Here is a 19,326-nt window from a genome sequence, read left to right as displayed (position 1 = left end):
CAGCCGTCGCTGACGACTATGAACCCTCCACTTGATCAGAGTATTCTTCAGCCGTCATAATTTCGTCGTCTAAGCTATCCAAATCATCAGCTTTGACCTTAATTAACCAGCCATCGCCATAGGGATCGTCGGCAATGCTTTCTGGGGAGTCCAAAAGCTCGTCGTTACGCTCTAGAACTTCACCATTCACCGGCGATTTCAAGTCTTCAACCGCTTTAACCGACTCAATGGTGCCAAACTTTTCACCAACTTCCACGTTGTCACCTAGCTCAGGCAGCTCTAGGAACACCACATCCCCAAGCTGATCGATGGCAAATTCAGTGATGCCAATGGTGATGATATCACCGTCAATTTTCAGATACTCGTGGGTATCGGTGTACTGCAAACCGTCAGGATATTCAAAAGCCATGGGGATTCCTCAGCACGTCCATAACTCGTAAACAATAAGTGGATGCCAATGTGCACTAACGACATCAAAATGAGGGACCTAAAACCTGCGAAGGCAGGGATTAAGCACACTGCGAAATGAGGGGCCTAAAACCTGCGAAGGCAGGGATTAAGCACACTGCGAATTGATGGGTAGCATGCATTGATGAAAGTTTGCCACGGAAGCTGCCTCAATAGATAGGGGGTCAACTGATTTTTTTACTCGTTTTCTGCGTGTTTTTTAGGATTTTTTCCATAGACCTCCCGCAAAAAAACAGTGATGCCATAAACTAGCCGCAGAACGTATTGAGTGGATTGGTCACACCCCTGGTAAACCCATGGCAGATTTCATAGACGATATTCCAGAGGCTCAGCGCGAGACGCGGGCCACCGATTTGGAACCATCGACTCGGGCGTCATCTTCCTTCGCACCCTGGCTTTTCCTGGGTGTGGCAATTTTAGGTTTAGTTGGAGCAGGTATTTGGTGGTTCAAACCCCGCCTACCCCTGGTGAAAACGCCAGATTCCCCCCCGACATCCTCTACAACTGGGTCTGCGGTGGCAGCCGAAACTGTAGGGGCAGCACCCCAGACAGCGGCGACCGCCTCAGCACCCCAGACGGCGGCGACCGCCTCAGCACCCCAAACAGCAGCAGCACCCCAAACAGCCACCGCCGCCGCATCCACAGACGAGGCCAACAGCCTGCTGGGCCATCGAGCCTACGATGTGGTTGATACATCGACACTGGTGTCAATTTCCACCAACCCTGCGGTCCAGCTGCAGCCAGAAGTGGCTCAGCAGGTCGAGGAAATGTTGTATCAAGCGCAAATATTGGGCATTGGCTTGGACGTAATTTCTGGGTTCCGGTCCCTGGAAGACCAGCAGTACCTCTTTTTTGATCTCAAGGCAGAGCGCGGACAAAATACCCAAACTCGAGCTGAGGTGAGCGCCCCCCCTGGATACAGCGAACACCATACGGGCTATGCGGTGGACTTTATTGACCTAGCGCAGCCCGCCACTGAGCTCAACGCAGATTTTGAGGACACTGCCGCCTTTCAGTGGCTAGAGGAGAATGCGGCCTATTATGGGTTTGAAATGTCCTTCCCTAAGAACAATGCGCAAAATGTGACCTACGAGCCCTGGCACTGGCGCTATGTGGGCAACCAGGAGAGTTTGGAAATGTTTTATAAAGATGGCGATTGATCGGCGGCCTCGCCGCTACCCCACAATACATTTTTGAGCATCGGTGCCCTGCCGGAGGCGACCGGCGACAACGCTTCTAGGGGCAGCGGCATCCACAAATATGTGTGCATCCTACCTCGACCTTTTACGTCGATGCAGCCCCGGTCTTCAAAGTGGAATTTATCTTTGAGCAGTGTATGGGTATCGGCACTCACCTGAATGCGATCGACGACGCCATGGGATTCCATCCGACTGGCTACATTGACGGTGTCGCCCCACAGGTCATAGCTAAATTTCTTTTTGCCAATCACCCCGGCCACAACAGGCCCCGTGTTAATGCCGATGCGTAGCTTAAAGGGGTGACGTTTTACGGCCCGTTGCATATCAATGGCCATGGCCATAACAGCCTCGGCATGGTTGGCCATGGGGGCGGGCACCCCACCCACCACCATATAGGCATCGCCAATGGTTTTGATCTTTTCGAGGCCGTGGCGTTCGGCCAGGGTGTCAAACACGGAAAAGATGTCGTTGAGCTGACACACGAGATCGGTGGGGGCGGTGTGGGCCGCTAGTTTGGTAAAGCCAACGATATCGGCAAAGAGAATGGTGACGTTTTCAAACCGTGAAGCGATGGCCGTGCGGTTGGAAAGATCGTTTTTGAGGCGATTTGCGATCGCAACTGGCAACACATTCTGCAATAAGGCCTCCGTTTTCTCCTGCTCACTGCGCAGGGCGGCCTCCGCCTGTTGGCGCTCTTGCACCTCCTGGGAAATCTGGCCAAACATCGCAGCAAAGGCTCGAATTACCTCCCCCAGCTCTCCCCGCCAGGTATGGTTCAAACTCTTAAACTCAGCTAAATCCGGCTGATCCACCACCTTGGCCGCATGGCATAGATCGTCGCGCAACAACAACAGCGGATAAATCACCATCCGCCCCAACAAAATCATTGTTATCAGGGTTAAAAACGCCGAGATTAAAATAACAATGCAAAAAATACCAAAGGAATATTGCACCATGTAGCGTTTCACCGACGTCGCATCATGGCGAATCACCAAGACATAGCGCTCCTGAAACTGGCGGCTGGGCCAAGCCACATCGTAGCGGGTGCCGTTCACCGTCAACAGCCGCTGAATATCATCCAAACCACCCGCTGGAGACATTAAAACAGGCGCCTCGCCAAAGGAATCCAGCCGCTGCCCCCGTTCGTCATACAGAGCAGCCCCCAAAATAATTGTGTCCGGACTCAGATTTGCCTGGGCCGAAGCCAACAGCTCAGTGGACAGCATGTCCTGCATCACATTGGCCTTTAGCGTTAGCAGCACCTCTTCTGACACCGCCTCCAGCTCTCGGAGTTTATCGGCCCGTCGCTGAAAATAAGACGGAATAAACACCACAAATTCGATTGCCACAAGGCTCAGAAAAATCGACACCACAACCTTCTGAGAAAGTTGGGATTTAACCAATCCCAACGAAGCCCGTAAACCCCTAACCATGGTTACCGCCAACTATTATTTAACGAATTTGCCAGTGGATTGCCACACAAATCTCAACCAATCTCAAACTGCACCCAGCAGGTCGACCTAATGGACTATGAGACGCTCAAGATTTACCCCAAGAAAAAGAATATAGAAGGCTTCTACGTCCTAATCTTCCCCAGGTTAAGTATTGGCCAGATCCCACAAATAATTGAACAGTCTTAATTAGGCAGTTTACGGAAAATGCCCCAGTGCCTAATTTTACAAACCCTATCTGGGATATTCCTGAAAACTCAGCGAAAATTCCCTGAATATGGGGGCTCTGCCACCCCCACCTCGGAAACCAAGCCATTGCGTTAGACTGATGGGGTCGTGACCCACACATTAAGGAAACAAAGCAACCGCTATGACCCTTGCTGCTGCTCCCCTGTCATCCCTACGCCTGCAGGAAATTCCTAACCAAACCTACCAGGCCGCCCCCGATCGGTTTGATGCGTCTTGGGCAGATCCCCTCTCCACACTATTGGGCCTGGGTCGAGCTGCCGGGGCAGACTTTATCGAATTTTTCCTAGAGCGCACCAACTTCATCAGCTGTCTCGCCGAAGACGATGCCATCACCAGTATTTCGCCCCGGTTGACCACAGGCGCAGGGGTGCGGGTGTTTAAAGGCAAGGCCGACTGCTATGTCAGTACCAATGACGTCAGCTTCCACGGACTAAAAGCGGCCCTAGAGAAAGGCCTTTCCATCATGGGTCTGTTGCTGCCCGCCACCTCGGCCTATGTGCCCGAGGTCACCCTGGAAATGTTTCGCGACTACGGTGCCACCAAAGAAAACTGGCTAGTCAACTGTAGCTCCATGCAGGTAATGGGGGATGTACTACTGGGGGCAAACGCATCGGTGGAGAAAGTGGCGAAGCATCTGCAGGCACGCCGCACCAACTACTTTAGAGATTGGCAAGAAGTGTTAGTGGCCAGCAGCGATGGCACCTTCGCGCGCGATATCCGCCTTACCCAGTCCGTTGGCACCAATGTTCTGTGTGCCGACGGCGACCACCGGTCTTCCATCGGGCAGCGCCTGGGTAACACCAGCGACCCTAGCTTTCTCACCGCCTGGGACTACGGCACCACCGCCGAAGAGCTGGCCGAATCCTCCGGCAAAATGCTCTACGCCGACTATGTGGAGTCCGGCACCTATCCCATCATCATGGCCAACCACTTCGGCGGCGTTATTTTCCATGAGGCCTGTGGCCACCTGCTAGAAACCACCCAAATCGAGCGGGGCACCACCCCCTTCATCGACAAAAAGGGCGAAAAGATTGCCCATGAGAGTTTAACCGCCTGGGACGAAGGCCGTTCTAACGAATCCTTTGGCACCATTGACATGGACGATGAGGGAATGCCGGCCCAGCGCACCCTGTTAATTGAAAATGGCGTGTTGAAAAACTTCCTATCTGACCGGGCTGGGGCAGTACGCACAGGGCATCCTCGCACCGGCAGCGGTCGCCGTCAAAACTATACGTTCTCGGCCGCGTCTCGCATGCGCAACACCTACATTGATGCGGGGGACCACAGCCTGGATGACCTATTTGCCTCGGTGGACCGGGGCATCTACTGCAAGAAGATGGGCGGCGGCAGCGTTGGCGCCACGGGACAATTTAACTTTGCGGTGGATGAAGCCTACCTGGTGGAAAACGGCAAAATCACTCGCCCCCTCAAGGGAGCGACGCTGATTGGTGAAGCGGTGGACATCATGCAGAAAATTTCCATGTGCTCCCAGGACCTGAGCCTGGCCCCTGGCTTCTGCGGCTCCATCAGTGGCAGCGTCTACGTCACCGTTGGCCAACCCCACATCAAAGTGGACAGCATCACCGTAGGTGGTCGTTAACCTCCCTTAGAAACCGGGTTCTTTTTTAAGGTGTCGAAAAAAAGTCAAGAAGCCTGATACAAGAACCCGGTTTCTTTAATACCTGTACTCAACAACAGTCTCTTCATTCCCAATCTGTTAATCCATGTCAAAAGTTATCGAAATCTCTGCCAACGCCCAAACCATTGCCCAGCGCCTGGGCATTACAAAATACGACATCTATGGTGCCACCACCGACAGCACCAGCGTGCAGGTGGACAAAGGCGAACCCAAACAGGTGAAAGCCTCTAACCGCGCCAGTGTGACGGTGCGGGTGTGGAACGACCAGGGACGTCTGGGGGTGACATCCACCACCGATGTGGATGAGCGCGGCCTGGAGCTGGCCCTAAAAACAGCCTCAGAAGCCAGCGCCTTTGGTGCCACGGAAAATATCCCTGACTTTAGCCCCGAAGCCACAGCCCCTCTCCCGGATGTGGATGTGGCCCTGGCGGACCCCGCCCCCGTCGGTACGCTGATCGAACAGCTGGTCAAGGCCGAACAGGCATTGTTGAATGCCCATGATGCGATCGCAGCGGTGCCCTACAACGGCATTGCCCAAAGCGCCGTCGAACATTTTTATGTCAATAGCGCTGGCGCCCAACGCAGCGAAGAACGCACCTCCGCCTCGGTTTATCTCTATACCAAGACCGAGCAAGAGGGTCGCAAACCCCGTTCTGGCCATGCCGTCCGCATTGGCGTCGGTTCCGACAATTTAGATATCGACGGCTGCCTGCAAGAAGCCACCGACAAAACCCTCAGCCACCTAGACTACAAAAAAATCGAATCCGGCAAATACCGCGTCGTCTTTTCACCGGAGGCCTTTTTAAGCCTGGTCAGTGCCTTTGGCAATCTTTACAACGCCCAAAGCGTCCTAGATAAGCGCAGCCTATCCACCGCCGAGAGCCTTACAACAGCGGTGGCCTCACCGCTGTTGTCGGTCTATGACGACGCCCTCCACCCCGGCAACATCAGCCCCGAAACCTTTGATGGAGAAGGCACCCCCACCCGCCGACTACCCATCATCGAAAAGGGCGTACTCACCAATTTTCTCCACAGTGCCGGCACCGCCAAGCGCATGGGGGCACAGCCCACGGGCCACGCCAGCATCGGCGCCAAGGTAAGTGTGGGGTCTAATTTTTTGCACATCACCCAGGGAGATGCAGCGGCGGCTAGCTACGCTCTCGAAACCGCCGACAATGTGATTCTGATCGATGATTTACAAGCTCTTCATGCGGGCGTTAATGCCCTGCAGGGATCCTTTTCCCTACCCTTTGATGGTTGGCTAGTGAACAAGGGCGATCGCACCAGCATTGAATCAGCCACCGTCGCTGGCGATTTTCGTCAGCTACTGCAGTCCATTATTTATGTCTCCCCCGACGAAAAGGTAACCTCCAGCGGCGTTGCTCCCCACGTATGGGTAGACGACTTATCCATTACTGGGGAATAGGCATCAGCGTTGTGCCCATGCCATTAGGATAAGGAGCGATGGTTTAAACACACAATCATCACAGTCTTACCCTATCCACCCTAGGCAACGGGTGGGTAGTCTAGCCAAGACGGCCTATGGGGTTGGGAGAGTGACTTCGGGGGAACAATAGACCAAACTAATTTGGTGTATTACTATCTATCGAAATCACAATTGGCCAAAAGTCGATGGTTTAAATCACCATCAAACGCCATCAACTGAACGTGTTTTGTAACAATATGTTCCAAAGTTGAAACATATTTCAGCGATGGCAGGTCAGTTAGTGATAGTACCTACTGTCTTACTGATGTTGTAAGAATGACAATTTCTACTAGAGGTTCGTCTGAGGACATTAGCCTGCCGGATTTTTCCAGCCATGGCTACGATATTCGCTCCGAGCTAGGGGCCAATCGGGCGGGGGGGCGGGTGACCTATCTAGCCACCCACCTGGAAACGCAACAATCGGTCGTGATCAAACAGTTTCAGTTTGCTCGCGCTTCGGCCCACTGGGTTGACTATGATTCCTTAGGACAAGAAATTCAGGTTCTCAAGAACTTACAGCATCCTGGCATTCCTAAATACCTGGGCTTTTTTCAGGATGATGATGGCATGTGCATGGTGCAGGAATATAAACATGCGCTGAGTTTAGCCAACCCACGCAGCTTTGGGCCTGAAGCAATTCGCACCATTGCGATCTCATGTCTCGAAATCCTATCGTACTTGCAAAATCGCATTCCCCCCATCATCCACCGCGACTTTAAGCCCGCCAATATTCTCGTCGGCGAAGAGCTAGACGTTTACCTCGTAGACTTTGGCTTTGCCCGCATCGGCGATGGCGAAGTCGGCGTCAGCAGCGTCGTCAAAGGCACCCTGGGGTTTATGCCCCCGGAGCAAATCTTTAATCGCCAGCTCACCGAGGCCTCCGACCTATATGGTTTAGGCATGACCCTGCTCTGCCTGCTCACCAACACCCCCACCGATCAGGTCGGTAGCCTGGTGGACATTAGCTACCGTGTCGACTTCAACAAACTCAAAGCCGACGTCAGCCCCCATTGGATCAAGTGGCTCGAAAAAATGGTCGACCCCCGGCTGACCAATCGGTTCGAAAATGCACGGGAAGCCCTAGATGCCATTCCAGAACACGGGTTGCGCCAGCCAGAGCTACGGGTGAGCACCACCAACTTAGATCTCGCAGCTCAGAAACGCGGCGAGGTTATTACCACGGCAGTCACCCTCAACAATCTGGTGCCCGCCACCGTCCTCCAAGGCAACTGGCACGTGGCCCAAGACGTCAACGACCCTCCCACTATCCAGGGCGGTCGCCACAGCTGGATTCGCTTTTTCCCAGAAAACTTTAACGGCAATAACGTCACCACTCAGATTCAGATTGACACCAGCCAGCTGATGATGGGCCAAACCTATGAACGCAAACTGATGCTGAAAAGCAATGCCAACTCAGGCATGTATTCGTTCAACCTGGCCGTCAAAACAGCGCCCCTGCCCTTTCGCAACCAGGGCACTCCCTGCCCGCTATTGGCCGGCCTTTTAGCCGCCTGCTGGGTCACCGTTTGGGTACTCACCTCCCTGGCCCCCAATATTCTCCTTACCCCCGGAGTAATCAACACCCTCATCCTGCTCACCCTTTTTGGTAGCGGTGTCGGGCTCCAGATCGCCAGCTGGTTACTCCACGAAGCCAAACTCAATTCCCCCGCCTCCCGCACCATTTTGATTCTGGGTGCCTCCCTGGTGGCCCTAGTTGCCCCCCTATGTTTAGGGTTAAATGTCGCCCTCATAGACGGCATCACCGCCACCATCACCCTGGGCCTGGGCATCTTTGGCAGCAGTGTCCTCGGAGTTATGACCGGACTAACGGTGGATCGGTTTTGGCTGAAGGGATTTCAACCCAAGCAGGCCATTGGCCTGTCGCTGCTCACCTCCTTGCTGGGCCTCGGTCTGGGGATTAGCCTCGGATTGGGACTAAGCAGCCCCTGGCTCACCTTCGCCTTAATTTCTAACCTGGTGGGCATTGGCACGATGTTGGCCTATGTGCCCATCCAACGGGCCAATGCCATTGCCAACTACCGGCGCAAAGTAGAACGGCGTTTAATTCGTCCGTAATTTCGCCCTCAGCCCAAGGCACTGGCTTGGTTTTAGCTGCGACTTCGCCCAGCTAGCAGGCGAGACGGCTATGCTTGCAAACGTTGTTGCCATATTCTCTCCAAAAATAAATTATCAGGGTGCACGTTAGTCTCTTTGACTACATTCCGGGTCAGCCAAGATAGCTATTGATATATTTGAGGAATAAGTAGGTGAGTTCAATCTTTTATTGATTAAGATATGAGCAAGCAATTTAACTTGGCAGATTTTGCCCTCAAAATACCGGGTTGAATCTAGCCGCCCCCCAGTATTAGGGGACTTGAGGGGTCTGTGACTTCTGATAGCTAGTTAGGTCAACCTACTTTTGCCTATAGGGGTCTATATTCCTGGCTACAGATAAATCGGTATACGTAACTTTTAAGGATTTGTGCAATGTCACTTCGCAAACTGACTCCGTTCATCGTATTTGGCATGCTGAGCGTCGCGGGTAAAGCGTCGGCCCATATGGTAGAAACCAACTATGTACTAGAGCAGTTTGCCAGTGCCGAATCCCAGCAGGTGCTGAATATGCAAAGCACCTTTAGCAATGGCAAGCCCCTAAAAGGGGCCAAGGTGAATGTGTATTCGCCCAATAATCCGGTTACTCCCTGGACCCAAGGCATCACTGACGGTGACGGTCGGTTTAGTTTTAGACCCGACCAGTCACTCACGGGGGATTGGGAAGTGACGATTCAGCAACAGGGCCATGGGGATATTTTGACGGTGCCGGTAAATGAGGCTGGGGTGGCGGATGAGCTGATTAGCGATGCGGGTGATGCGGATATTCACTATGGCAGCACATCTTATCTAGGATGGGTTCTCTCCCTTGGCACATTGCTAACGCTGGGCTTAGTACGTCGTTTCAAAAGCGCTAGGTAACCAACCTTTTTTCATTCATCCAATAGATTCTGAGCACTGAGCAGTCGTCTTTCACGACTGCTCAGTTTGTTTTTGACATCCAAAATTGTTTTCCATAAGTCATTGAACTAACCTCCATAGATGTTCATCAAAAAGGATTTTCAAATGTTTTTCTAAAAACGTACACAATTATATGTTTTTACAATAGTATGTAGATGTCGATATTAAATCGATGTCTGTAATGAGGTTGGTGTTATGCCTGCCAAGAAAAAGAAAGGTCCTGATGATAAGGATCAAAAACCAGTACGTATCTCAGCCATCGATGAGGATGTCCTCACCGCATTGCTGGGACGTGAGCTGTATGGCCTGGAAATATTAGACCAACTCAACCTGGATCGCCCCAGTGAGCTGAAGTTTGGCAGCTTATACCCTGCCCTGAATCGCCTTGAGAAGAAAGGGTTGGTGTCCTGGCAATGGGGCGATGAGGTGGATGAGTCAGGAGGTGCTCGCCGCAAGTATTACAAGGTGACTGGTTTAGGGGCCAGGTCCTTAAGAGCGGTGCAGGAGTATCGGGCATCGCTGGCTCAAAGAGCGGCTGAGGCTCCGGCTATGTGGGGAGGGGCTTGAAGTGGAAAAGCATATTAAGAGTAAGCTTCGAAACCTGTGGCGAGACCGGGTGTTAATTAGCGTTGGTGGCCTATTAGTCTTTGGCTTTTGTGCATTGCAAGTGCAAAGTGTTTTCAAGCACCGTCCTGTACATCGTTCGTGGGTTTTAGAGTATTCTCAGGCGACGGAAATCATAGGACAAGAGGGCACGTCTGAGGAGAAACTAAGCAGAGCCATCGAAACGATTCGCAGAATCTCTCAAGAACGCAACTTAAAACTCACTCAGATAGTATTTCAACGTTTAGACACGAGTCAGGATCTGGATCGGGCTCAGGATCTGGCTCTGGCTCAGGATCTGGATCGGGCTCAGGATCTGGCTCTGGCTCTGGATCGGGCTCGGGATCTGGATCGGGATCTGGATCGGGATCTGGATCGGGATCTGGCTCTGGCTCGGGATCTGGATCTGGCTCTGGCTCTGGCTCGGGATCTGGATCTGGCTCTGGATCGGGCTCTGGATCGGGCTCTGGATCTGGATCTGGCTCAGGATCTGGATCGGGCTCACGAGCTTAGGCAAACATTGAGTCGGGCTAACAAAAACTTCCTCGTACTTATTATTGCGACAGAGTTAGAGAAAACTCATGAACTCACGCTGCAACAAGGAAACACGTTAGAAACTCTCTTGAGTCGTGAGCCTAATCGTGCCCGTTCTTTAATGCAATCAGGGATTCTGCTGAGTTTATCGACTTTAGTCTTGATTGGTTTAGTGGTGATGCTTACCAGACTTCAAGGCTCGTCAAACCTACCACATACTGCAAATCTCATTGCTTTTCTTCCAGAAGAATGTGTTGCCGAACTGGGCTACTTGCAACGTCGATTAAAGAAAACCAACACATCTACCTGGCAAATTCGACGACGGTTGATCTATGAATTTGTCTTTCTACTTTGGGTGCATTATGTCCAAATGCAAATCGACAACCTGTTTCTGGGTTCAGGCCAAGACCACACGATTGACGACTGAGTTCTAAATCGACTGCACAATACCAAGGAGTAACCTTATGTTTGGTCAAAAGCAACCGATTCCGCCACCGCCTGCACCGCCAAGCGATGGAATTGAGTTCTCGCTTCGACTCTCTGGCGCGAATTTTATTAAGCTGGCTTCTATTGTTGTCACCTTACTGCTTAGCTCTGGTCTTCTAGTGCATTCAACAACTCAAGATCAGCCTGTCGATACGATGAACACAGTAGTAGATATGACAGCCCAAGACGAAGACTGACCAAAAGCTCTCAAATGGTTGACTGCTTCAATCATCTAAAAGACACGTCATAATTAGGCACAATATGGGCAACCACTATGACTCAAACCGTTGCAGCTCGAAAAATCAAGCTAGCCGATCTAAAAGAACGGTATCAGCTTCAATACACTGACGATGCGTCCTTTTTCACCGAGTGGCAGGACGCGTTGCCCTCCCTCAGTGAATCTGAGCAACAAGCCTTGGATCGGGTTAAACGCAACTACCTATACCTGCTGGAATCTCCGGTCATGGAAAGCATCGTCAAAATGGTGGTACTCTCCCCCATGCTTGATCTGGCAGGATTTTACGCCCCACCCTTCCGAGTCGATGGCGAAACATTGATTCAAGTATCAGCAGCGGATGAAGGGGAAACCATCCAAGGCTCCATTGATGTCCTGGTACTCCAGGATAAACTTTGGGTGACAGTCATTGAAGCTAAAAACTCAGAATTTTCCATCACTAAGGCTATTCCCCAAACCCTGGCCTATATGTTGGCAGCACCAACGACGCCAGCCTTTGGGATGGTCGTAAATGGCAGTGAGTTTCTATTTTTGAAAGTTATAAAAAACCCTGGTGATGGGGTGCGATACAGTCGGTCTAATCTGTTCTCACTCCTTAACCAGGGCAACAATCTATACAACGTATTGCAAGTGTTAAAGCATTTGGGGCAGCTAGCGATTTCCGCCAATCCCTAGCCTCGCTTGCAAATACTATCCTGCAGCTCCGCCAGATCCGTATACTGGTCCGCCAGATCAATCAGCGTATCGCTGGTCATCGACTGCAAACTCACCAGCTCCACCCGCACCCCACGAGAGCTTAGGGCATCCACCGCATAGGTCAAATGACCATCCCCGCTGAGCAGGGTAATTGTTTCACAATGGTCCGCCAGTTGCAGCATATCCACGGCCATCTCCACATGCAGGTTTGCCCGCCGCGAGCCATCGGACACTTGGGCCAAATCTTTGCTAACCACCCGATAGCCATGGCGATTCAGCCATAGCAAAAAGCCCCGCTGCTTTTCATTTTTAGGATCCACACCGGTATAAAAATAGGACCGCAACAACCGTCGCCGTCCCACCAAAGCCTGTAGCAGGCGAATGTAGTCTACTTCGATGCCCAAATAGGAGGCGGAGTAAAACAAATTTGCCCCATCGACAAGGACAGCCATGCGATCGCGACTTTCCGGCAATTGACTCTGTAATTGGCTTGCAAATAGACCGTCGGGCGACAACTGAAACCTATCACTACTCAGACGCTCGGATGGGACATTAGACGATGCCCGAGCAGCTCCGTTGTGTTCAATATTATTGACCATAAAAATCGATAGCAGCTGACTATTCGCACTGCAATGTGCAGGCTAATATATCGAGGATAGTATGAAATATTAATTATTTCTTAAGATTTTATCATCATCTTCAAAAGTTCATCTTTCCACCATGATGCGCAATTAGCGCTAATCCATTCCCTTGGACGCTTCCCACAAGGTTCGCTACATTACTCAAGCAAGCTGTTCAAATATCCATGAAACGATTTACCCAACTTTTTCAGGCGGTGGATGGGACAACCTCCACCAATGCAAAAGTTGCAGCCCTCAAACAATATTTTTCCGAAGAGTCAGCAGCCAATGCCGTTTGGGCTCTCTATTTATTTCTAGGAAAAACCCGTAGACGCTTAATCACCTCAAGGGTATTGCGGGATATTTTTTTACAAACCTCCGATATGCCCGAGTGGCTATTTGCCGCTAGCTATGCCCATGTGGGCGATTCAGCAGAAACCATTGCCCTGCTCCTAGCCGACACCCCCCTACCCACTCCGGTAGCAGAGTTTCAAAATCAGCCCCTGCACCAATGGCTAGAAACCATTATTCCCAAAGTCAAAGCCTGTGGCGACAACGAACAACAAACACTAATTCTTTCATGGTGGGCTAGTTTAGACGGCTATGAAATCTTTGTGCTCAATAAAATCTTAACCGGTGCCTTTCGCGTAGGGGCCTCTGGCAAACTCGTGGTCAAAGCCCTATCCGCTGCCTATGACATTCCCGCCGACGTCCTCACTCATAGATTAATGGGAGATTTCACCCCGTCGGTGGAATTTTACCAGCAGCTACTCTGTAACGACCCCAATCAAACGGTACCCAGCCGACCCTATCCATTTTTTCTAGCCTCCCCCATAGATGTAGAAAAATTTGCCCATGAAGCCATGGACAAGTGGCAAGCCGAATGGAAATGGGACGGCATTCGGGCCCAAATGATTCATCGGGCCGGGGAGCATTTTATCTGGTCCCGTGGCGAAGATTTAATCACCCATCAGTTTCCCGAATTTGCCGAACCGCTACAGGCGCTTCCCCCAGGCACCGTACTAGATGGAGAAATCGTTTGCTGGGATGGTCAGCGGCCCATGAACTTTAACCATCTACAAAAACGTCTGGGGCGCAAACGGGTGGGCCCTAAACTTATGGCCGACAATCCGGTGCACTTTCTAGCCTATGACCTCCTAGAGCACCAGGGGCAAGATATTCGAGACCACCCGCTCAAGCAGCGGCGTCAGCTCTTGACGGCTCTATTAGACACCCACCCCGCCGCCAACATGAGTTATTCCCAAACGGTGGACTTTACCAGCTTTGAAGCCCTGCAAACCCTCAGAACCCAGGCCCGCCAGCACCAGGCAGAAGGCTTAATGCTAAAGGCCATAGAAAGCCACTATCTAGTAGGTCGAAAACGCGGTTACTGGTGGAAATATAAGGTGGATCCAATGACCCTAGATGCGGTATTGATCTACGCCCAAGCAGGCAGTGGGAAAAGGGCCAACCTATTTACGGACTACACTTTTGCCCTCTGGCATGGAGAAGAATTAGTGCCCTTTGCAAAAGCCTATTCCGGCTTAGATAACAAAGAAATTTCCACCCTCGATAAGTGGATTCGTCGCCACACCAAGGAACGCTTTGGCCCCGTCCGCTCCGTTGAACCCACCCATGTTTTTGAAATCGGGTTTGAAGGCATTGCCCAGTCAAAACGCCACAAGTCAGGCATTTCCGTGCGTTTTCCTCGCATTTTACGGTGGCGCCACGATAAACCCATTCAGGAAGCAGATTCCCTAGAAACGGCCATGGCCCTTTTATAGCCAAGGGTCATAGGGGCAAACAAGTTACCAATTGAGAGAATAAATCGTTCAGATGCCAGCATCCTGAGCAGCAGCGCCATAATTTATCTCCTCAAAAGAATTAGCAGATTCCCCCATGGGACGTACACATCTGAAATTCGTCCGCAAAATTAAGTATCTGCCCAACAAACTCGATCAAGCTCCCTAGCTTTCCGGTAGGATGCCAATATAGTTCGGGCACAGAGTTCAAAACCAAGATGAGAAACTCTTCTAAAAAAGCGGCTAATTCTGCAGCCAGCCCCGCCAAAACAGATTCACAAATTCCCACAGAGCATGACGACGTTGCGCAGCTGGTAGAAAAACTTATCCGCACGAAACGCCTGACCTACAGTCAATATCAAACCCTTTCCAAAATGGTATTGGCCGACGGCACCGTGGATGAACAGGAGCGGCAACAAATCAATCGCCTATTTGATGCCATTCAAGCAGGGGCGGTTCGCATCTTCGATTAGCTGCCAACGGGGCGGCGCAGCTTCCCGCTACTCGAAGATAGCAGCATCGGATGCCTGCTGAAATATATGTTCGTAGTCAAACTGGAGCGCTTTTTCGTGGCGCATAATGCTAGCCCCCAGCTGGCCAATTTGGTCAGGGGCAAAGCTGGCCATAATTAATGCCACCGCACGACCGGATTTGAGCTGAGGAATACGGACAAAATAATCTCGGCGGGCAAAAAAGCGTTCTTCATCCTTAGGAATGATGATGCCATTGAGGCGATGGGCTTGCTGCACAGGACGAATGTACAGGTTAAAAAAGTCTTCTTGATTGGGTTGCAGGCGATAAAAACGTTCATGCTGCTCCCAACTCATACCGAACAGCAATATCAGCAATTCAAAACCCAGGATATAGCTCAGAACACGATTATGTTCTTGGCCATCGGTCATCAGGCGTAGTACGGCTTCTAGATATGCATGCCCCTGCCGCTGGCGCATCTGAGCTTCGTGCACATAAAACTGCCGTACGTAGCGCCGCAAAACAGATTCAGTCAGCTTGGTTTTAATGCTAAACCGCCGCAGGTGATGGTAAATACGCTGCTGGGTAGCCCGATCGTGGATAAAGCGAGAAACCACGCCATCGGCGGTATATTCGTCTAAAAATTGAGCCTGCCCTTCTGGGGAGGTGGCACACATAACATGACACAGGGACAGCACGTAACGCCGCTGCACCCAGGGCAATCCAGCCAGCCAGGTTTGTGCCTCCGAGGGTAACGCGGCAATGAGCTGCTGGTTGTATATCTTTTTCGAGTGAAATTTATTAATTGCGGACATGCGACCTGTGGGGGTACCGGGTGGAATCGCAAAGTGCGCTAGCCCTTTAGCAAAGGCTGATCAGAATAGACCAACTGCAAAGTTTTACAGATATTTAGAATGACGATCAGGAAACTCTGGGGTTCCTAGAGATCGCCATAACGTTCTTCAGCCCAAGGTTCGCCCCGCATGTGGTAGCCGTTCCGCTCCCAAAATCCGGGGGCGGGCTCTGGTAAAAACTCCAGACCGCTGAGCCATTTTGCACTTTTCCAAGCATACAAATGGGGCACCACGAGGCGTAGAGGACCGCCGTGGTCGGGGGGCAGGGGGTCGCCTTCTAGGGTATGGGCTAAAAAGTTTTCGGGTCTCGCAAAATCTGCCATGGCCACATTGGTGGTATAGCCACCGTAGCAGTGGGCCATAACATGAACGGCCTGCGGATCCACATCCACCGTTGCCAGCAGGTCAGTCACCTTGACGCCCCGCCAGGTGACGTCTAACTTACTCCAGGTGGTTACGCAGTGAAAATCCGCCGTAAACTCCTGCTGCGGCAGGGCCATCAGCTCATCCCAGGTTAGGGATTTTTCAGTGACCAAACCAGACAGTTTGAGCCGCCATTCGGCCTGGTTAATTTCTGGGGTGGGGCCATAGGTTAAGACAGGAAACCCTTTGGCTAAATGCTGTCCAGGGGGTACGCGATCGGCTAACTCAGGACCCGGTTTTTCAAAAAATTTCATGGAAACGCTGGCTATATCCCAAGCAAATGGAATCTAACAGTGCTAGGGAGAAAATATTTATCGTTTTTATTGTAAAGCGATTTAAGTAACGCCAGGCAATAACCAGCCATAGCAAAGTTGCAAGGACCATTGGGTTGGGGTTAGCTTCGACTTCGCTCAGCTAGCGGGGACTATTGAAAAGGACCATTAGTTGGGGTTAGCTTCGACTTCGCTCAGCTAGCGGGGACTATTGAAAAGGACCATTAGTTGGGGTTAGCTTCGACTCCGCTCAGCTAGCGGGGACTGTTGAAAAGGGCGCATCACTTCCAGCGAACGATCGCATCAAAGCTTTTTCTACCAGGGAAATGTGTTGTAAATCATCGGAATTTACAAGCGGTATCCGAGAGAGTTTTTCTATCATCATGGTGTCCTGCAACGTGAGCCAGATGAGGCGGTTCCGTCCGTCTGACCACTTTGATTATCTGGCTACTGAAATCAGGACGTTTTGGGAATGGACTTAGTATAAAAACAGCCATTCATCTGCAATCTAAGCGCATTGAACCTACTATGAAACGACACCAATGGCTCAAACTAGGGGCACTGGGGCTAATGGCATCCCCTTTTCTTCTCGCCACCATGGCCGAGGCAGGCCAAATCATTATTTATAGAGATTCCCCTAGGGATTCCCACCATCGCTATCCCGTGCACGAACGCCGCCGCCGCCCTGCTAGAAAACGGGTAACGGTGGAGTTTATTGCCCAGGGCAGCGAGTGGGCCAATGTCTATGTGGATGGTCGTCGCATTTTTTCACCTCGCAATGCCAACCGACGGAAGCAATTTACGTTTCGAGAAGGGGCCTACGAAATCAAAATTACGGGCACTGATTATTTTGATGTGTGGGCAGAAGGCTATTTAGATATTGGCCGAGATGACACGAATATCGTCGTCATTAATTTTTCAGACCGGGGGGTCCGCATTGCCGGAGATCCCTATGCTTGGATTCCCGTTGCGGCCCAGCGACGTTAGCCCAACGCTGATAGCTCAAGTTAGCAACTAATTCCACGCTCCATCTGGAATTGTCTGGCAACAGCTTGATGGAGATCTGACGCAGCAAAAATTTAATCACCATGAGTACATTGCATCCGTATCCTTATGACTCGTCGACCCACACTGGCCTTAGCCGCATTCTTCGTTAGCCTGGGGGGCTATTTTTTCACCACGCCGGCTAATGCCGACACCATTATTCGAAACAACGCTATCTACTATCCCGCCGACCATCGGGACGACAACGACGAACGTGATGATGACGATAGAGCCGTTGAAGAACGCGAAGTCACCGTAGAAATTGTTGTTCGAGGAAGCAGTTGGGCCGATATTTACCTCGACAATCGCCGTGTATTTTCTCCCCGTGGTCTACAGCGAAGCAAGCGGTTTAAGCTGAAGCCGGGGATTTACAATATTAGGGCTGTTAACGGCACTGATTATTTTGATGTGTGGGCAGAGGGCTATTTGCAAGTTAGCCACGAGGATGTTGAGTTTGTTGTCATTAGCTTTTCGGAAAATGGCAGAGTCGGTGTGGCAGGCGAGCCAGACGTCTGGATTCCTCTATCGGCCCGACGCCCTTGAGCCGGGGCTGCCCCATGGCTAAGGCCGCCAGCCCCTATGGGTGGATTGCTAAGTCGTTGGCAACCCTGCAGCGAGCTAAGTGGCATCGCCAAGTGCAACCGATTGAGGGCAAGGGGGGGACGACGATCACCCTTGAGGGGCGTCCCTGTCTAAACTTTGCCAGCAATGATTATTTGGGCCTGGCGGGCGATGACCGCTTAGCGGCGGCGGCGGCGGCGGCGGTTAAAACCTATGGCACTGGCAGCACTGGTTCACGGCTGCTGAGCGGTCATCGCCCCATCCACGACGAACTAGAGCAGGCCATTGCTAGGCTTAAGGGAACCGAAGCTGCGTTGGTGTTTAGTTCTGGCTATTTAGCTAATTTGGGCACAATCGCCGCCCTGGTCGATCACCGCGATCTGATTGTGGCCGACCAATACAATCATTCCAGTTTACAGATGGGCGCTCGCCTAAGCGGTGCCACCGTCGTTGTTTACGAACACAACAGATTAGAACAATTGGAGCAGTGTCTGTGTGAGCGACGATCGCACCATCGGCGCTGTTTAGTGGTCACCGACAGCGTTTTTAGCATGGACGGAGATCTGTGTCCTCTGCCGGCTATCCTTGACCTGGCCGAGCGTTGGAACGCCATGGTGTTGGTGGATGAAGCCCATGGCACCGGGGTATTGGGGGCAACGGGTGGTGGTGCCGTGGAATATCTAAATTGTCGCCATCGGCCCCTGGTGCAAATTGGCACCTTGAGTAAAGCCCTGGGCAGCTTGGGGGGCTATGTCACTGGGTCGGCTGAGCTGATTGATTTTTTGCGCAATCGCACCGCCACTTGGATTTATACCACTGGCCTATCGCCAGCGGACGCGGCAGCGGCTCGGACTGCGATCGCAATCCTGCATCAAGAGCCCCACCGACTCACCCAGCTAGCCCACAATGGAGATTACCTGAGACAACAGTTAGACCAGCTACAGATTCAGTATTTAGACTCCGAATCCCCCATCGTTTGCATTCCAGTCAAAGATGCCGCCACCGTCTTAGCCTTAGGACAACAGCTCAGACAACAGGGGATTTTTGTTGCCGCTGTCCGGCCCCCCACGGTGCCCACCAGTCGCCTCAGGATGACCGTCATGGCCACCCACAGCCAGCAAGACATCGATCGACTAGTGCACACCATACAACCACTCATGGCCGGCCAGGGTTGCCCCCCTGCCGAGCATCCACACCCAGCAGAATGATTGCCCCAAAAGC

General features: G+C 51.8%; 19 protein-coding genes. 14 read left to right on the top strand and 5 right to left on the bottom strand.

Annotated features, from left to right (window positions below; translation table 11 throughout):
• Nucleotides 1-16 precede the first annotated feature (16 nt).
• Nucleotides 17-409, bottom strand: coding sequence for a glycine cleavage system protein GcvH (gene gcvH, locus IXB28_RS05935; protein WP_215617612.1), 393 nt, complete (start codon nt 407-409; stop codon nt 17-19).
• 355 nt (nt 410-764) lie between these two features.
• Here gcvH and IXB28_RS05930 point away from each other — a divergent pair, with 355 nt between their 5' ends.
• Nucleotides 765-1,628 carry a M15 family metallopeptidase gene (locus IXB28_RS05930; protein ID WP_215617611.1) on the top strand — a complete coding sequence of 288 codons (864 nt, stop codon included), beginning with the start codon at nt 765-767 and terminating at the stop codon, nt 1,626-1,628.
• On the opposite strand, the gene IXB28_RS05925 is transcribed toward IXB28_RS05930, so the two are convergent.
• Complete coding sequence (locus tag IXB28_RS05925; protein WP_326520958.1) at nt 1,610-3,040, bottom strand: adenylate/guanylate cyclase domain-containing protein; 1,431 nt, start codon at nt 3,038-3,040, stop codon at nt 1,610-1,612. The genes IXB28_RS05930 and IXB28_RS05925 overlap by 19 nt on opposite strands.
• A 448-nt stretch (nt 3,041-3,488) precedes the next feature.
• On the opposite strand from IXB28_RS05925, the gene IXB28_RS05920 reads away from it, so the two are divergent.
• From IXB28_RS05920 to IXB28_RS05885, 8 genes are all read left to right on the top strand, one after another.
• A complete protein-coding gene (locus IXB28_RS05920) occupies nt 3,489-4,967 on the top strand; it encodes a TldD/PmbA family protein (protein WP_215617609.1) in 1,479 nt (492 codons plus the stop codon).
• A gap of 124 nt (nt 4,968-5,091) precedes the next feature.
• Nucleotides 5,092-6,432 (top strand): TldD/PmbA family protein, encoded by a 1,341-nt coding sequence (locus tag IXB28_RS05915; protein WP_215617608.1) that lies wholly within the window; start codon nt 5,092-5,094, stop codon nt 6,430-6,432.
• A gap of 336 nt (nt 6,433-6,768) precedes the next feature.
• Entirely contained in the window at nt 6,769-8,568 is a 1,800-nt protein-coding gene (locus IXB28_RS05910; RefSeq protein WP_215617607.1) for a serine/threonine protein kinase, read from the top strand.
• A gap of 411 nt (nt 8,569-8,979) precedes the next feature.
• Nucleotides 8,980-9,465, top strand: coding sequence for a DUF4198 domain-containing protein (locus IXB28_RS05905; protein ID WP_215617606.1), 486 nt, complete (start codon nt 8,980-8,982; stop codon nt 9,463-9,465).
• A gap of 234 nt (nt 9,466-9,699) precedes the next feature.
• A complete protein-coding gene (locus IXB28_RS05900; protein ID WP_215617605.1) occupies nt 9,700-10,071 on the top strand; it encodes a PadR family transcriptional regulator in 372 nt (123 codons plus the stop codon).
• 1 nt (nt 10,072) lies between these two features.
• A complete protein-coding gene (locus IXB28_RS05895) occupies nt 10,073-11,068 on the top strand; it encodes a hypothetical protein (protein WP_215617604.1) in 996 nt (331 codons plus the stop codon).
• A gap of 37 nt (nt 11,069-11,105) precedes the next feature.
• The gene (locus IXB28_RS05890; protein ID WP_215617603.1) at nt 11,106-11,324 is read left to right on the top strand and encodes a hypothetical protein; all 219 of its coding nucleotides are present in this window, start codon (nt 11,106-11,108) and stop codon (nt 11,322-11,324) included.
• Between the two features lie 77 nt (nt 11,325-11,401).
• Nucleotides 11,402-12,037, top strand: coding sequence for a type I restriction endonuclease (locus IXB28_RS05885; RefSeq protein ID WP_215617602.1), 636 nt, complete (start codon nt 11,402-11,404; stop codon nt 12,035-12,037).
• On the opposite strand, the gene IXB28_RS05880 is transcribed toward IXB28_RS05885, so the two are convergent.
• On the bottom strand, nt 12,034-12,657 hold the full coding sequence (locus tag IXB28_RS05880; RefSeq protein WP_215617601.1) for a LabA-like NYN domain-containing protein: 624 nt from the start codon (nt 12,655-12,657) through the stop codon (nt 12,034-12,036). The two genes, IXB28_RS05885 and IXB28_RS05880, sit on opposite strands and share 4 nt — an antisense overlap.
• 206 nt (nt 12,658-12,863) lie before the next feature.
• Here IXB28_RS05880 and IXB28_RS05875 point away from each other — a divergent pair, with 206 nt between their 5' ends.
• Entirely contained in the window at nt 12,864-14,462 is a 1,599-nt protein-coding gene (locus IXB28_RS05875; RefSeq protein WP_215617600.1) for an ATP-dependent DNA ligase, read from the top strand.
• Between the two features lie 236 nt (nt 14,463-14,698).
• Complete coding sequence (locus IXB28_RS05870) at nt 14,699-14,953, top strand: hypothetical protein (protein WP_216862988.1); 255 nt, start codon at nt 14,699-14,701, stop codon at nt 14,951-14,953.
• Nucleotides 14,954-14,980: 27 nt separating this feature from the next.
• Here IXB28_RS05870 and IXB28_RS05865 read toward each other — a convergent pair whose 3' ends face one another.
• Both IXB28_RS05865 and IXB28_RS05860 read right to left on the bottom strand, forming a co-directional pair.
• Nucleotides 14,981-15,766: a cobyrinic acid a,c-diamide synthase gene (locus IXB28_RS05865; protein WP_215617599.1), complete on the bottom strand. Its 786-nt coding sequence runs from the start codon at nt 15,764-15,766 to the stop codon at nt 14,981-14,983.
• 125 nt (nt 15,767-15,891) lie between these two features.
• Nucleotides 15,892-16,482 carry a sulfite oxidase-like oxidoreductase gene (locus IXB28_RS05860; RefSeq protein ID WP_215617598.1) on the bottom strand — a complete coding sequence of 197 codons (591 nt, stop codon included), beginning with the start codon at nt 16,480-16,482 and terminating at the stop codon, nt 15,892-15,894.
• Between the two features lie 588 nt (nt 16,483-17,070).
• Between IXB28_RS05860 and IXB28_RS05855 the strand changes: the two genes are divergently transcribed.
• From IXB28_RS05855 to bioF, 3 genes are all read left to right on the top strand, one after another.
• Nucleotides 17,071-17,487 (top strand): hypothetical protein, encoded by a 417-nt coding sequence (locus IXB28_RS05855; protein WP_215617597.1) that lies wholly within the window; start codon nt 17,071-17,073, stop codon nt 17,485-17,487.
• A gap of 126 nt (nt 17,488-17,613) precedes the next feature.
• Complete coding sequence (locus tag IXB28_RS05850; RefSeq protein WP_215617596.1) at nt 17,614-18,087, top strand: hypothetical protein; 474 nt, start codon at nt 17,614-17,616, stop codon at nt 18,085-18,087.
• Between the two features lie 14 nt (nt 18,088-18,101).
• Nucleotides 18,102-19,313: an 8-amino-7-oxononanoate synthase gene (gene bioF / locus IXB28_RS05845; protein WP_215617595.1), complete on the top strand. Its 1,212-nt coding sequence runs from the start codon at nt 18,102-18,104 to the stop codon at nt 19,311-19,313.
• Nucleotides 19,314-19,326: the final 13 nt, after the last annotated feature.

It is taken from the genome of Leptothoe kymatousa TAU-MAC 1615 (assembly GCF_018739865.1).
In the GTDB taxonomy this organism is placed as follows: domain Bacteria; phylum Cyanobacteriota; class Cyanobacteriia; order Phormidesmidales; family Phormidesmidaceae; genus Leptothoe; species Leptothoe kymatousa.
This window is presented reverse-complemented; position numbering and strand designations above follow the sequence as displayed.